Here is a 15,137-nt window from a genome sequence, read left to right as displayed (position 1 = left end):
ATGGACACCGACGGCACGCAGGGCGCTGGCGGCACGCACGACGCTCGTGGCACACACGCCACACCGGTGCCGCGCCCCGCGGGGCCGCCGACGCCATCGGCGGTGTCGGCCAATGGGGGAACCGGCGGGGGAGCGGGCATCGGTTCGCCCGCCCGCCCCAGCGCCCCGCCGCCCCGCCCCACGCACGCCCCCGGCGCCGCCGGAGCGTCCGACGGGGCTGTCGGGGCCGCCTTCCTCGGGTGGCTGAGAGCCCCGCGGCCCGCCGCCGAACCGGGCATCTGGCGGTTCGCGCACCGGCCCCGGCCCGCGCAGGAGCCCGAAGTGACCCCGGCCCGGCAGCTCCTCAGCGGAGCGGTGATCGCGTTCCTCGTGGGGTGGCTCGTCTGGTCGCTGCTCTGGAACGGCTACCTCGGCGGCTGGTGGCTGCTCCCGCTGTACGCGATGGTCCCCGACTCCTGGGCCCAGCCGCACTCCGTCGGCTCGGTCGTCGTGGTCTACCTGTACTACGCCGTGTTCGCCGTCGGCATCATGATCGCCGTCGGCCGGCTCGGCCGCTGGGGTGAGGTCTGGCGCCGCTACGGCCTGCCGGCGTGGCGCAAGGCCGTCCCCGTCGCCCAGGAACGCCCGCCCGCGCCCGAGGAGGACCCGGCACGCTGGCCCCAGCTCCGGGCCGCGGGCGCCGCCGACGCCGCCGACCGGCTCGCCGCCGACGCCCGCGCCGGACTGATGCGCGACGTGGACCAGGCCCGGATCGCCCGCGCCTGGCAGGGCGTGCGCCGTGGCAGCCACCCCCTCGCCTCGTTCAGCGCGGCCGTCGTGAAGGACGGCGCCGCCGCCTGCCTGCACCCCTCCGGCGCGCGCGACCTGCCCGCCCGCAGCGCCCGCCACGACCTCGCCACCGCCCAGGTCAGGATCGGCACGACCGCCGACGACCCGCGCAACCCCTACGCCTACCGCGGCACGGGCCTCGCGTTCGGGCCCGATCTGCTCGGCACCTCGCTGCTCGCCGTCGGCCCCGCGGGCGCCGGCAAGACCGGCAGCGTCGTCTGGCCGCTCGCCGAGTCCCTGTGCCTGGGCGCCCTGGCCGGCCGCGCCGCCGTCGTGGTCGTCGGCCCCGCGGGGTCCGGCCTCGGCGCCGCCGACGGCTACGACGTCGTCATCCGCATCGGCCACCCCGAGTCCGTCCACGACCTGGACCTGTACGGCGGCACGAGCGACCCGGACGAGGCCGCGGCGGTGCTCGCCGAGGCCCTCGTCGGGGACCTCGCCGACCCGCACCCCGGCGGCGACAGCCGCCGCTCCACCACCGTCATCGCCCAGCTCATCGGGCCGTACCACGCCGTCCACGGCCGCTTCCCCTCCGTGCCCGAGCTGCGCCGCCTCCTCGACGGCGCCCCGGAGCCGCTCGCCGCGCTGCGGCAGGCGCTCACCGACGCGGGTCACGAGGCGATGATCCGCGAACTCGACGCCCGCGAGCGGCAGCTGGGGCACCCGGGGGACGTGGGCGCGGTGCTCGCCGACCGGGTGGCACTCCTCGACCGGCCCGCGTTCGCCTCGTTCTTCGACACGACGGGCCGGGGCAGGCCGTTCTCCCTGCGCGCCCTCGACCACCCCGTACGCGTCCGCATCGACCTGCCCGAACGCGGGCACGCCGACGCGTCGCGGATCCTCGCGCGCCTCGTGCTCGCCCAGTTCGTCGCCAGCGCGTCCGTCCGCGACGACCGCTCGCTCTTCGCCTGCCTGGTCCTGGACGACGCGACCGGTGCCGTGACCCCGCAGGCCGTGCGCGGCATCCAGCGGCTGCGGTCCGCGAACGCGGGCGCCGTCCTGACCCTGCGCACCCTCGACGACGTGCCGCGGCCCCTGCGCGGACCGCTCCTCGGCGCCGTCGGCTGCCGCATGGCGCTGTCCGGCCTCACCCCGTGGGACGGCCAGGACTTCGCCGAGGTGTGGGGCAAGGAGTGGACCGAGACCCGGGACGTCACCGACCGGCAGATCATCGCGGAGACCCCCCTCGGCAAGACCGTCCACATGCTGCGCCGCGTCATCACGGGCAACGCCCCGACCGCACGGGCCGTCACCGTCCGCCAGGTCGAGCGCGAGCGCTGGTCAGCCTCCGAACTGGCGCACGCCGTGCCGCCCGGCCACGCCGTCCTGTCCCTGACGACGGTGCGGGGCGAGCACGCGCCCCCGCTCCTGGTGGACCTGCGCGACTGAGGCGGCCCGGTGTGCGGGGAGGCCGCAGACGTACGTACGGTGAGGCAGAATCGACACTGGTCGTTCATACGTAGCGGCCAAAAGATCCACAGGATCCACCCCTCACCCGAGCACCACCTGTCGCACACCTGAAGGCCTCATGCCGCCCACGCTCGCCTCCCTCGTCCATCACTCCGCGCTCAAGCTGACCGTGCGCGCCGGGGAGGAACGGCTGGACACCGCCGTGCGCTGGGCCCACGTCAGTGAGCTCGCCGACCCCGTGCCGTACATGGAGGGCGGCGAGCTGCTGCTGTGCACCGCGCTCAAGCTGGACGCGGAGGACCCGCAGACGATGCGCCGCTATGTGAAGCGGCTCGCGGGCGCCGGGGTCGTCGGGCTCGGCTTCGCCGTCGGCGTCAACTACGACGCCGTCCCGCAGGCCCTCGTCGACGCGGCGCGCGAGGAGGAGTTCCCGCTCCTCGAAGTGCCGCGCCGCACCCCCTTCATCGCCATCAGCAAGGCCGTCTCCGCCGCCATCGCCGCCGACCAGTACCGCGCCGTCACCGCCGGATTCGCCGCCCAGCGCGAGCTGACCAAGCAGGCGCTGAGCGGCGGGCCCGAGGGGCTGCTCGGCGCGCTCGCCGGCCAGGTCGACGGCTGGGCCGCGCTGTACGACGCCTCGGGCGCCGTGGTCGCGGCCGCGCCGGAGTGGGCCGGGCGCCGGGCGGCCCGGCTGGTCGGCGACGTCGAGCGGCTGCGTGAGCGGCCCGCCCCGGCCAGCGCCGTGGTCGGCGGCAGCGAGCAGCCGGGCGGCGGCGACGAGGACCGCGTGGAGCTGCACTCCCTCGGCACCGGACGCAGGCCCCGCGCCGCTCTCGCCGTGGGCACCGCCGCGGCCCTCGGTACCGCCGAGCGTTACGCGCTGCACTCCGCCATCGCGCTGCTCACCCTCACCACCGAGCGCTCCCGTTCGCTGCACGCGGCCGAGCAGCGCATCGGCGCGGCGGTCCTGCGGATGCTCCTCGCGGGGGAGCCCGAGCACGCCAGGACCGTCGCCGGTGACCTGTACGGAGGGCTGCTCGACGCGCCGTTCCGGATGATCGTCGCCGAGGTCGCGTCCGCGTCGGCGGGCCGCGCGCACGCCGAGGGCCACGCGCGCGTGGCCCTCGACAAGCCGGAGCGGCCCGCGCCCGGCACGGGGGCGGCGGCCGTCGCCGCCCCGGGCGACCCGCTCACCGGGCTCGCCGACGTCGTGGAGGCCGCCGCGGCCCGCTCCGGCGAGGCCGTCCTCGTGGTGCCCGACGGGGACCGGCTCGTGCTGCTCGCCGCCGACGGCGGCGCGGCGACGGGCGCCTGCACCCAGTACGCCGAAGTCCTGGAGAGCGCCCGCCTGACGCAGCGCGAGCAGGGCGGCGCGGGCGAGGACGACGAACTCGTGGTGGGCCTGTCCGCACCGGCCGGACCGATCGCCGCCGCGACCGCCTACAAGCAGGCCGAACAGGCACTCTCCGTCGCCCGGCGGCGCGGGCGCGCCCTCGTCGAGCACGAGGAGGTCGCGGCGGGCTCCGTCGTGCCGCTGCTCGCCGACGACGCCGTACGCGCCTTCGCCGACGGTCTCCTGCGGGCCCTCAAGGACCACGACGCGACCGGCCGCGGCGACCTCGTGGCGTCGCTGCGCGCCTGGCTCTCGCGGCACGGCCAGTGGGACGCGGCCGCCGCCGACCTCGGTGTGCACCGGCACACCCTGCGTTACCGGATGCGGCGCGTCGAGGAGATCCTCGGCCGCTCGCTGGACGATCCGGACGTCCGCATGGAGCTGTGGCTGGCCCTCAAGGCGACGGGCGCGGGCGGCGAATAGGCCCGCCCGGCCCGCCCTTCAGGAGCGAACCGGCGCCCGCCTCTGCCAAAGCGGCGCGCCGCACTCGCGGACTCCGACACGTCGGACAAACACGGCTCCGCCCCCGCCCGCCTACCGTTGGTCCGGAAAGACCCCAGTACACACCCACTGCGGAAGGGCCGGGACCGACTATGACCGCCACTCACGCCTTCTGGCTCGCGGGCCGCGAGGCCACCGGTGACGCCACCTTCGACGTCACCAACTCCTACGACGGTCGGCTGGTCGGCAAGGTCAGCGTGCCCACGGACGCGCAGGTCGAGGAGGCCGTCGCCGCCGCGTACGCCGTCCGCGACGAGTTCGCCGCCACCCCCGCCCACGTACGGGCCAAGGCCCTCAACCACGTGGCCGACCGGCTGACCGAGCGCACCGAGGAGATCGCCCAGCTGATCTCCGCCGAGAACGGCAAGCCCATCAAGTGGGCGCGCGGCGAGGTCGGCCGTGCCGTCTCCGTCTTCCGCTTCTCCGCCGAGGAGGCCCGCCGCTTCAACGGCGGCGAGGCCCAGCGCCTCGACACCGACGCGGGCGGCACCGGCCGGCTCGCCCTGACCCGCCGCATTCCGCACGGCGTGGTCCTCGGCATCGCGCCGTTCAACTTCCCGCTGAACCTCAGCGCCCACAAGGTCGCACCGGCCATCGCCGTCGGCGCCCCGATCATTCTGAAGCCGGCCCCGGCCACGCCGATCTCCTCGCTGATCCTCGGCGAGCTGCTCGCCGAGACCGACCTCCCGGCCGGCTCCTGGTCCGTCCTGACGGTCCCGAACGACCGCATGCCCGCCCTGGTCCAGGACGAGCGCCTGCCGGTCATCTCCTTCACCGGATCGGGCCCCGTCGGCTACGCGATCATGGACAGCGTGCCGCGCAAGCACTGCACGCTGGAGCTCGGCGGCAACGGCGCGGCCGTCGTCCTCGGTGACTGGGCCTCCGACGAGGACCTGGACTGGGCGGCGACCCGTATCGCCACCTTCTCCAACTACCAGGGCGGCCAGTCCTGCATCTCCGTGCAGCGCGTCATCGCCGACGCCTCCCTGTACGAGCGGCTCCTGCCGAAGATCGTCGCGGCCGTCGAGGCGCAGGTCACCGGTGACCCCGCGGACGACGCCACCGACGTCGGCCCGCTGGTCAGCGAGGACGCCGCCAAGCGCGTGGAGTCCTGGGTCGACGAGGCCGTCGCCGCGGGCGCCTCGCTGCTCGCGGGCGGCAAGCGCGAGGGCGCCACGTACGCCCCGACCGTCCTCGCCGACGTGCCGGCCGACGTGACGATCTCCTGCGAGGAGGTCTTCGGACCGGTCCTCACGGTCAAGAAGGTCGACGGCGAGGCCGAGGCCTTCGCCGCGGTCAACGACTCCAAGTACGGCCTCCAGGCCGGCGTGTTCACGCACGACCTGCAGACCGCCTTCCGGGCCCACCGCGCCCTCGAGGTCGGCGGCGTGGTCATCGGCGACGTCCCGTCCTACCGCGCGGACCAGATGCCGTACGGCGGCGCCAAGCAGTCCGGCGTGGGCCGCGAGGGCGTGCGCTACGCGATGGACGACTACACGTACGAGCGCGTCCTCGTCCTGACGGGCCTCGCCCTCTAGGACAGGCAAGACTCCGGCGTACGCCTGATCCGTACGCCGGCCATGGACGGCCGGAGCCCACTGTGCGGGGGCTCCGGCCGTCCGCGTTCCATTTGACGGCAGGCCCGGCGGACCCTTGTCCCCCGAATGCCGGTACGGGAGACCCGATCGGTGCGCGAGGGGTGGTCGGGTTGCCGGTTTTCGGGTACATACGACCGAGTAGCACCCGTCGGTAGTGGATACCGAACGGCCCCTACTCGCGGCGAGGTGAGCCCCCATGGCGGCCCCAACTTCCCAGCAGCCATCCGTATCGGAACGCGAGGCCCGGCAGGTCGCCGAGGCCGCGCGCGAACAGGGCTGGCGCAAGCCGAGCTTCGCCAAGGAGCTCTTCCTCGGGCGCTTCAGGCTGGACCTGATCCACCCGCATCCCCAGCCGGCGGGCGAGGACGTCCGGCGCGGCGAGGAGTTCCTCGCCAAGCTGCGCGACTTCTGCGAGACGCGCATCGACCCGGCCCGCATCGAGCGCGAGGCGCAGATCCCCGACGAGGTGATCAACGGGCTCAAGGAGCTCGGCGCCCTCGGTATGAAGATCGACACCAAGTACGGCGGCCTCGGCCTCACACAGGTCTACTACAACAAGGCCCTCGCCCTGGTCGGCTCCGTGAACCCCGCGATCGGCGCCCTCCTGTCGGCCCACCAGTCCATCGGTGTGCCGCAGCCGCTGAAGATCTTCGGGACGCAGGAGCAGAAGGACACCTTCCTGCCGCGCTGCGCCAGCACCGACATCACCGCGTTCCTGCTGACCGAACCCGACGTCGGCTCGGACCCGGCGCGCCTCGCCACGACCGCGGTGCCCGACGGGGACTCGTACATCCTCGACGGCGTGAAGCTGTGGACGACGAACGGCGTCGTCGCCGATCTGCTCGTCGTCATGGCACGGGTGCCGAAGGCGGAGGGGCGCAAGGGCGGCATCACGGCCTTCGTCGTGGAGGCCGGCTCCGAAGGGATCACGGTCGAGAACCGCAACGCCTTCATGGGCCTGCGCGGCCTGGAGAACGGCGTGACCCGCTTCCACCAGGTCAGGGTCCCGGCGGCGAACCGCATCGGCCCCGAGGGCGCCGGTCTCAAGATCGCCCTCACCACCCTCAACACGGGCCGGCTCTCGCTGCCCGCGATGTGTGTGGGCGCGGGCAAGTGGTGCCTGAAGATCGCCCGGGAGTGGTCGGGCGCCCGCGAGCAGTGGGGCAAGCCGGTCGCGTTCCACGAGGCGGTCGGCCAGAAGATCTCGTTCATCGCGGCGACGACCTTCGCGCTCGAAGCCGTCGTCGACCTGTCCTCGCAGATGGCCGACGAGGACCGCAACGACATCCGCATCGAGGCCGCCCTCGCCAAGCTCTTCGGCTCCGAGATGGGCTGTCTGATGGCGGACGAGCTGGTCCAGATCCGCGGCGGCCGCGGCTTCGAGACCGCCGAGTCCCTCGCCGCCCGCGGCGAACGCGCCGTCCCCGCCGAGCAGCTCCTGCGCGATCTGCGCATCAACCGCATCTTCGAGGGCTCGACGGAGATCATGCACCTCCTCATCGCCCGCGAGGCCGTGGACGCGCACCTGTCCGTCGCCGGGGACCTGATCGACCCCGACAAGTCCCTGTCCGACAAGGCGAAGGCGGGCGCGAGGGCTGGCGGCTTCTACGCGCGCTGGCTGCCGAAGCTCGTCGCCGGACCCGGCCAACTCCCCAACTCCTACAGCGAGTTCCACCCCGCGGGCCACGCCGACCTCTCCGGCCATCTGCGCTACGCGGAGCGCTCGGCCCGCAAGCTGGCCCGCTCCACCTTCTACGCCATGTCCCGCTGGCAGGGAAAGATGGAGACCAAGCAGGGCTTCCTCGGCCGGATCGTCGACATCGGCGCCGAACTCTTCGCGATGAGCGCGGCCTGCGTACGGGCCGAGCACCTGCGCGGCGCCGGCGAACACGGCCGCGAGGCCTACCAGCTCGCCGACGCGTTCTGCAGCCAGTCCCGCGTCCGCGTCGACGAACTCTTCGGGCGCCTGTGGCACAACACCGACGAGCTGGACCGCAAGGTCACCAAGGGCGTCCTCGGCGGTTCCTACACCTGGCTGGAGGAGGGCGTCATCGACCCCAGCGGCGACGGCGCGTGGATCGCGGACGCGACCCCCGGCCCCTCGAAGCGGGAGAACGTCCGCCGCCCCATCCGCTGAACCGCACCCCGGGGCCCGCGGGTATCTTGCTCACCGCAAGTCTCACGGGCCCCGGGGGAGATGGCAGCCATGCGCGACGAGCGCACGTACCGCAACGACCTGGAACGACGGTTCCGCGACCACGCGCTGAAGACGCGCACCCGCGGCTTCCGGCTGCTCGTCCTCGCCGCGCTGCTGTGGCTGTACGTGCTGGCCCGGCTCCTGCTGCCGCCGGGCTTCCTCCTCGCCTCCGGCGGCGAGCACGGCGCCGGCTGCGACGACCCGCTCCTCTTCGAGGAGATCCGCCAGAGCTACGACGACGGCATCTCCAACACCTGCGTCCTGGAGCCCTGGCCGGTGATCTTCGCCGTCCTCGCGCTCTCGCTCCCCATCGGGCTGGCCGGCGCGATCCTCTACGTGCGCGGCGTCCTCAGCGCCAACCTCAGTCACTACGTCCGGTCGATGACCGGGCAGTGAACGGTCCCGCCTCCTTGCCTCAAAGGGCGACGAGGCGGACATTGGGTACAGGGGGGAGGCTCCTGTGCCGGGTACCGGATTCGACCGCATCACCTCAAAAATCATGCGCGCAGGCGAAGGCAGGATCCTGCACAAGCTCCAGCGCGTCGCCGACCAGGTCAACTCGGTCGAGGAGGATTTCCTCGCGCTCACCGACGCCGAGCTCCAGGCCCTCACCGCCGAGTTCCGGCAGCGCCTCACCGAGGGCGAGAGCCTGGACGACCTCATGCCCGAGGCCTTCGCCGCGATCCGCGAGGCCGCGCGCCGCACGCTCGGCATGCGCCACTTCGACGTACAGCTGATGGGCGGCGCCGCGCTCCACCTCGGCAACATCGCCGAGATGCAGACCGGCGAGGGCAAGACCCTGGCCGCGACCCTGCCCGTCTACCTCAACGCGCTGGCCGGGAAGGGCGTCCACCTCGTCACCGTCAACGACTACCTCGCCGAGCGCGACGCCGCCTGGATGGGCCGGGCCTACCGGTTCATGGGCCTCACCGTCGGCGTCGTCAGGGCCGAAATGGACCCGGCCGGCCGGCGCGCGGCGTACGCCTGCGACATCACGTACGGCACCAACACCGAGTTCGGCTTCGACTACCTGCGCGACAACATGGCGTGGTCGAAGGACGAACTGGTGCAGCGCGGCCATCACTTCGCGATCGTCGACGAGGCGGACTCGATCCTCATCGACGAGGCCCGCACACCGCTGATCATCTCCGGCCCGGCCGACCAGCCCACCCACTGGTACGGCGTATTCGCGCGCCTGGTCCGGCACATGAAGGGCGTCCCGGTCCAGGAGGAGCACTTCACCAGCCAGGCCGACAAGGACCGGCTCGCCGAGCTGCGGGCCACGTACGACTACGAGTACGACCTGAAGAAGCGGACCGTCGCGATCCTGGACCGCGGGGTCTCCTACCTGGAGGACCAGCTCGGCATCGAGAACTTCTACGAGGCGGTCCACACCCCGCTCATCGGGCACCTGAACAACGCGCTCAAGGCCAAGGAGCACTTCAGGAACGACAAGGACTACGTCGTCATCGACGGCGAGGTCCTCATCGTCGACGAGCACACCGGCCGCATCCTCCTGGGCCGCCGCTACAACGAGGGTCTGCACCAGGCCATCGAGGCCAAGGAAGGGGTGGACATCAAGGACGAGAACCAGACGCTCGCCACGATCACCCTGCAGAACTTCTTCCGTCTCTACGCCAAGCTCGGCGGCATGACCGGCACCGCCATGACCGAGGCCGCCGAGTTCCACCAGATCTACAAGCTGCACGTCGTGCCCATCCCCACCAACCGGCCGATGGTCCGCCGCGACGAGCCCGACCTGATCTACCGCACCGAGAGCGCCAAGTTCGACGCGATCGTCGAGGACATCGCCGAGAGGCACGCCTCCGGCCAGCCCGTCCTCGTGGGCACCACCTCCGTGGAGAAGTCCGAGCTCCTGTCCGCACAGCTCCGCAGGCACGGCATCCGGCACGAGGTCCTCAACGCCAAGAACCACCGCCGCGAGGCCCAGATCGTCGCCCAGGCGGGCCGCAAGGGCGCCGTCACCGTCGCCACGAACATGGCGGGCCGCGGCACCGACATCATGCTCGGCGGCAACCCCGAGGCGATGACCGCCGCCGCACTGGAGGAACGCGGCCCCACCGAGGCGGACGACCCCGAGCGACGCCGCGCCGTCGAGGAGCGCGTCACCGCGGCCGCCGCAGCCGAGCACGACGAGGTGACGGAGCTCGGCGGGCTCTACGTCCTCGGCACCGAACGGCACGAGTCCCGGCGCATCGACAACCAGCTGCGCGGCCGCTCGGGACGCCAGGGCGACCCCGGGGCGTCCCGCTTCTACCTGTCCCTGGAGGACGACCTGATGCGCCTGTTCCGCGCCCAGGCCGTCGACCGGGTCATGGCCATGGCGAACGTTCCCGACTCCGTGCCCATCGAGAACAAGATGGTCACCCGCGCCATCGCCTCCGCCCAGTCCCAGGTCGAGCAGCAGCACTTCGAGTCCCGCAAGGACGTCCTCAAGTTCGACGAGGTGCTCAACCGGCAGCGCACCCTCATCTACCGCGAACGCCGCCGCGTCCTGGAGGGCGAGGACATGCGCGCCCAGATCCTCCGCTTCATGGACGACACCGTCGAGGCGTACATCACCCAGGAAACCGCCGAGGGCTACCCGGAGGAGTGGGACCTCGACGTGCTCTGGGCCGCCTTCCACGAGCTCTACCCGTGCGGCATCACCGCCGACGAGCTCGACGAGGCGGCCGGCGGACGCTCCGAGCTGACCGCCGGCATCCTCGTCGACGCCGTCACCGAGGACATCCACGCCCGCTACGAGGAGCGCGAGAGCGAGCTCGGCGCCGACGCCCTGCGCGACCTGGAACGCCTCGTCGTCCTCGCCGTCCTCGACCGCAAATGGCGCGAACACCTCTACGAGATGGACTACCTCCGCGACGGCATCGGCCTGCGCTACACCCTGGGCCGCGAGCCGATCTTCGAGTACGAACGCGAGGGGTTCGACCTGTTCACGGCCATGATGGAAGCCATCAAGGAGGAGTCGGTCGGCTACGTCTTCAACCTCGACACCACTTCGGACGCGCCGCCCCCCGACACTCTCGACGCGGCCCGGCGCCCCGACCGTCTCCACTTCAGCGCGCCCACCCTGGACACCGCCGGGGGCAGACAGGAGGGCGACTTCGACACCGTCCCCGACGAGGACGCACCGCGCGACGCGGGGCCGCCCGGGTCCTCCCCGCGGCCGCCCGCCTGAGCGAAGGGCCGTCGCCGGCGCGGGCGATGACGAACCGCCGGGGGACGCGCTGTCGGAGGCGCCCGGAGACCACGCCACAATGGGGGGTATGAGCGACAGCGCATCCCCCCTCGCGGACCCGCACCTCGTCTTCGACCCCGCCGGCACGGACGGCCCGCGGGACGTCGTCATCCTCGGCTCCACGGGCTCGATCGGCACCCAGGCCATCGACCTGGTGCTGCGCAACCCCGACCGCTTCACGGTCACGGCGCTGTCCGCCGCGGGCGGCCGGGTCGGCCTGCTCGCCGAACAGGCCAGGCAGCTGCGCGTACGGACCGTCGCGGTCGCCCGCGAGGACGTCGTGCCCGCCCTGCGCGAGGCCCTGAGCGCGCAGTACGCCGACGGTGAGCCGCTCCCCGAGATCCTCGCCGGTCCCGACGCGGCCACCCAGCTCGCCGCCACCTCCTGTCACACGGTGCTCAACGGCATCACCGGCTCCATCGGCCTCGCCCCGACGCTCGCTGCTCTGGAGGCCGGGCGCACCCTCGCCCTCGCCAACAAGGAGTCGCTCATCGTCGGCGGCCCTCTCGTCAAGGCGCTCGCGAAGCCGGGCCAGATCATCCCGGTCGACTCCGAGCACGCGGCGCTCTTCCAGGCCCTCGCGGCCGGCAAGCGGGCGGACGTCCGCAAGCTCGTCGTCACCGCGTCCGGCGGCCCCTTCCGGGGGCGGACGAAGGCGGACCTCGCACACGTCACACCCGAGGACGCGCTCGCGCACCCGACCTGGGCGATGGGCCCGGTCATCACCGTCAACTCCGCGACCCTCGTCAACAAGGGCCTGGAGGTGATCGAGGCGCACCTCCTCTACGACATCCCGTTCGAGCGGATCGAGGTCGTCGTGCACCCGCAGTCCTACGTGCACTCCATGGTCGAGTTCACGGACGGCTCCACCCTCGCCCAGGCCACGCCGCCCGACATGCGCGGACCCATCGCCATCGGCCTGGGCTGGCCCGAGCGGATCCCCGACGCGGCGCCCGCGTTCGACTGGACGAAGGCGTCGAGCTGGGAGTTCTTCCCCCTCGACACGGAGGCCTTCCCCGCGGTCGGGCTCGCCCGGCACGTGGGCAAGCTCGCGGGGACGGCCCCGGCAGTGTTCAATGCCGCAAACGAGGAGTGCGTGGACGCGTTCCTGAACGGCGCGCTGCCGTTCAACGGCATCATGGACACCGTCACGAAGGTCGTCGAGGAACACGGCGCGCCTTCGGCAGCGGCGGCGGGAACCTCCCTGACCGTCGCGGACGTCCTCGAAGCGGAGACCTGGGCACGCGCCCGGACCCGTGAACTGACGGCACAGGCGACATCGACCGCGGAGGCTCGTGCATGACGACCCTGATGATGATCCTCGGCATAGTCGTCTTCGCGATCGGCCTGCTCGTCTCGATCGCCTGGCACGAGCTGGGGCATCTCTCGACCGCGAAGCTCTTCAAGATCCGCGTGCCGCAGTACATGGTCGGCTTCGGCCCGACCGTCTGGTCGCGCAAGAAGGGCGACACGGAGTACGGCGTCAAGGCGATCCCGCTGGGCGGCTACATCCGCATGATCGGCATGTTCCCGCCCGGCCCGGACGGGAAGATCCAGTCCCGCTCCACCTCCCCGTTCCGCAGCATGGTCGAGGACGCCCGGGCGGCGGCCTTCGAGGAGCTCCAGCCCGGCGACGAGACGCGCCTCTTCTACACGCGCAAGCCGTGGAAGAGGGTCATCGTGATGTTCGCGGGGCCTTTCATGAACCTGATCCTCGCGGTCGGCCTCTTCTTCACCGTCCTGATGGGCTTCGGGATCACTCAGCAGACCACCACGGTCAGCTCGGTTCAGCAGTGCGTGGTCAAGCAGAGCGAGAACCGCGACACGTGCAAGAAGTCCGACCCCGACTCCCCGGCCGCCGCGGCCGGACTGCGGGCCAAGGACAAGATCGTCTCGTTCAACGGCGTGAAGACCGAAAAGTGGAACACCCTCTCCGACGAGATTCGCGCCAACCCCGGCAGGACGGTCGACATCGTCGTCCGCCGCGACGGCCAGGAGAAGGTCCTGCATGCCAAGATCGCCACCAACCAGGTGGCGAAGAAGGACAGCAGCGGGCAGATCGTCCAGGGCGAGTACGTCAACGCCGGATTCCTCGGCTTCAGCGCCTCGACCGGGGTCGTGCGCCAGGACTTCGGCGACTCCGTGACCTGGATGGGAGACCGGGTCGGCGACGCCGTGAACTCGCTCGCCGCCCTGCCCGGCAAGATCCCGGCCCTGTGGGACGCCGCCTTCGGGGACGGCCCGCGTGAGCCGGACTCGCCGATGGGTGTGGTCGGCGCGGCCCGCGTCGGCGGGGAGATCTTCAACCTGGACATCCCGGCGACCCAGCAGCTCGGAATGGCCCTGATGCTCGTCGCGGGGTTCAACCTGTCGCTGTTCCTCTTCAACATGCTGCCGCTGCTGCCCCTGGACGGCGGGCACATCGCCGGCGCCCTGTGGGAGTCGCTGCGACGGAACGTGGCGAAGGTCTTCAAGCGGCCCGACCCCGGACCGTTCGATGTGGCGAAGCTGATGCCGGTCGCCTACGTCGTGGCCGGAATCTTCGTCTGCTTCACCGTCCTCGTACTGATCGCGGACGTCGTCAACCCGGTCAAAATCTCGTAGTTACCGACTGTTCATGGCGGCCGGGCATGCTCTGTGCCCGGCCGCCTGCCTTTGGGTGGACTTCCGGACGTGATGTGCTCGACGCCGGGCCGGTGCCGTAATCTCGAAGCCTGGAGCCCGCTCACCACGGGACCCCGATCCGTGTCTTCTTCTCGGGTCTCGATTCCACACCTTGGGGTTGCACAGCAGATGACTGCGATTTCTCTCGGCATGCCGTCCGTTCCGACCAAGCTCGCCGAGCGCCGCAGGAGCCGGCAGATCCAGGTCGGCACCGTGGCGGTCGGCGGAGACGCACCGGTGTCGGTGCAGTCCATGACGACGACCCGTACGTCCGACATCGGCGCCACGCTGCAGCAGATCGCCGAGCTCACCGCGTCCGGCTGCCAGATCGTGCGGGTGGCGTGTCCCACGCAGGACGACGCCGACGCGCTCGCGACCATCGCGAGGAAGTCGCAGATCCCCGTCATCGCGGACATCCACTTCCAGCCGAAGTACGTCTTCGCCGCCATCGAGGCGGGCTGCGCCGCGGTCCGGGTGAACCCGGGCAACATCAAGCAGTTCGACGACAAGGTCAAGGAGATCGCGCAGGCGGCCAAGGACCACGGCACCCCGATCCGCATCGGCGTGAACGCGGGCTCGCTCGACGCCCGGCTGCTGAAGAAGTACGGCAAGGCGACGCCCGAGGCGCTCGTCGAGTCCGCCCTGTGGGAGGCGTCCCTCTTCGAGGAGCACGGCTTCCAGGACATCAAGATCTCGGTCAAGCACAACGACCCGGTCGTGATGGTGAACGCCTACCGCCAGCTCGCCGCCCAGTGCGACTACCCGCTGCACCTCGGCGTCACCGAGGCGGGCCCGGCCTTCCAGGGCACCATCAAGTCCGCCGTCGCGTTCGGCGCGCTGCTCTCCGAGGGCATCGGCGACACCATCCGCGTCTCCCTCTCGGCCCCGCCGGTCGAGGAGATCAAGGTGGGCAACCAGATCCTGGAGTCGCTCAACCTCAAGCCGCGCCGCCTGGAGATCGTCTCCTGCCCGTCCTGCGGCCGCGCCCAGGTCGACGTCTACAAGCTCGCCGAAGAGGTCACCGCGGGCCTCGACGGCATGGAGGTCCCGCTGCGCGTCGCCGTCATGGGCTGCGTGGTGAACGGACCGGGCGAGGCCCGCGAGGCCGACCTCGGCGTCGCCTCCGGCAACGGCAAGGGCCAGATCTTCGTGAAGGGCGAGGTCATCAAGACCGTCCCCGAGTCGAAGATCGTCGAGACCCTCATCGAAGAGGCTCTGAAGATCGCCGAGCAGATGGAACGGGACGGCGTCGCCTCCGGCGAGCCCACGGTGGCCGTCGCCGGCTGA

At 71.9% G+C, this 15,137-nt stretch carries 9 protein-coding genes; all 9 read left to right on the top strand.

Translation table 11 applies throughout. The features are described from left to right. Nucleotides 1–2,217 carry a type IV secretory system conjugative DNA transfer family protein gene (locus tag ACZ67T_RS20010; RefSeq protein WP_469985641.1) on the top strand — a complete coding sequence of 739 codons (2,217 nt, stop codon included), beginning with the start codon at nt 1–3 and terminating at the stop codon, nt 2,215–2,217. 139 nt (nt 2,218–2,356) lie between these two features. Continuing rightward, on the top strand, nt 2,357–4,054 hold the full coding sequence (locus ACZ67T_RS20005) for a PucR family transcriptional regulator (RefSeq protein WP_469985640.1): 1,698 nt from the start codon (nt 2,357–2,359) through the stop codon (nt 4,052–4,054). 170 nt (nt 4,055–4,224) lie between these two features. Then, nucleotides 4,225–5,670, top strand: a complete 1,446-nt coding sequence (locus ACZ67T_RS20000) for an aldehyde dehydrogenase family protein (protein ID WP_100595112.1) — start codon at nt 4,225–4,227, stop codon at nt 5,668–5,670. Between the two features lie 256 nt (nt 5,671–5,926). After that, on the top strand, nt 5,927–7,867 hold the full coding sequence (locus tag ACZ67T_RS19995; RefSeq protein ID WP_469985638.1) for an acyl-CoA dehydrogenase family protein: 1,941 nt from the start codon (nt 5,927–5,929) through the stop codon (nt 7,865–7,867). Between the two features lie 69 nt (nt 7,868–7,936). After that, nucleotides 7,937–8,323 (top strand): hypothetical protein, encoded by a 387-nt coding sequence (locus ACZ67T_RS19990; RefSeq protein WP_469985636.1) that lies wholly within the window; start codon nt 7,937–7,939, stop codon nt 8,321–8,323. A gap of 103 nt (nt 8,324–8,426) precedes the next feature. Continuing rightward, nucleotides 8,427–11,126, top strand: a complete 2,700-nt coding sequence (gene secA / locus ACZ67T_RS19985) for a preprotein translocase subunit SecA (RefSeq protein WP_469985926.1) — start codon at nt 8,427–8,429, stop codon at nt 11,124–11,126. 88 nt (nt 11,127–11,214) lie between these two features. Next, a complete protein-coding gene (gene dxr / locus ACZ67T_RS19980) occupies nt 11,215–12,489 on the top strand; it encodes a 1-deoxy-D-xylulose-5-phosphate reductoisomerase (protein ID WP_469985634.1) in 1,275 nt (424 codons plus the stop codon). A gap of 8 nt (nt 12,490–12,497) precedes the next feature. Beyond that, entirely contained in the window at nt 12,498–13,790 is a 1,293-nt protein-coding gene (locus tag ACZ67T_RS19975) for a M50 family metallopeptidase (RefSeq protein WP_469985925.1), read from the top strand. A 189-nt stretch (nt 13,791–13,979) separates the two neighbouring features. Then, nucleotides 13,980–15,137 (top strand): flavodoxin-dependent (E)-4-hydroxy-3-methylbut-2-enyl-diphosphate synthase, encoded by a 1,158-nt coding sequence (ispG, locus tag ACZ67T_RS19970; protein ID WP_469985631.1) that lies wholly within the window; start codon nt 13,980–13,982, stop codon nt 15,135–15,137.

Source organism: Streptomyces sp. NPDC107517 (assembly GCF_055582645.1).
This window is presented reverse-complemented; position numbering and strand designations above follow the sequence as displayed.

What these genes read in the sequence shown, in the direction of transcription:
- ACZ67T_RS20010 (WP_469985641.1), top strand. Translation starts at nt 1, where the DNA reads ATGGACACCGACGGCACGCAGGGCGCTGGCGGCACGCACGACGCTCGT.
- ACZ67T_RS19995 (WP_469985638.1), top strand. Translation starts at nt 5,927, where the DNA reads ATGGCGGCCCCAACTTCCCAGCAGCCATCCGTATCGGAACGCGAGGCC.
- dxr (WP_469985634.1), top strand. Translation starts at nt 11,215, where the DNA reads ATGAGCGACAGCGCATCCCCCCTCGCGGACCCGCACCTCGTCTTCGAC.
- ACZ67T_RS20005 (WP_469985640.1), top strand. Translation starts at nt 2,357, where the DNA reads ATGCCGCCCACGCTCGCCTCCCTCGTCCATCACTCCGCGCTCAAGCTG.
- ACZ67T_RS19990 (WP_469985636.1), top strand. Translation starts at nt 7,937, where the DNA reads ATGCGCGACGAGCGCACGTACCGCAACGACCTGGAACGACGGTTCCGC.
- ACZ67T_RS20000 (WP_100595112.1), top strand. Translation starts at nt 4,225, where the DNA reads ATGACCGCCACTCACGCCTTCTGGCTCGCGGGCCGCGAGGCCACCGGT.
- ACZ67T_RS19975 (WP_469985925.1), top strand. Translation starts at nt 12,498, where the DNA reads ATGATGATCCTCGGCATAGTCGTCTTCGCGATCGGCCTGCTCGTCTCG.
- secA (WP_469985926.1), top strand. Translation starts at nt 8,427, where the DNA reads ATGCGCGCAGGCGAAGGCAGGATCCTGCACAAGCTCCAGCGCGTCGCC.
- ispG (WP_469985631.1), top strand. Translation starts at nt 13,980, where the DNA reads ATGACTGCGATTTCTCTCGGCATGCCGTCCGTTCCGACCAAGCTCGCC.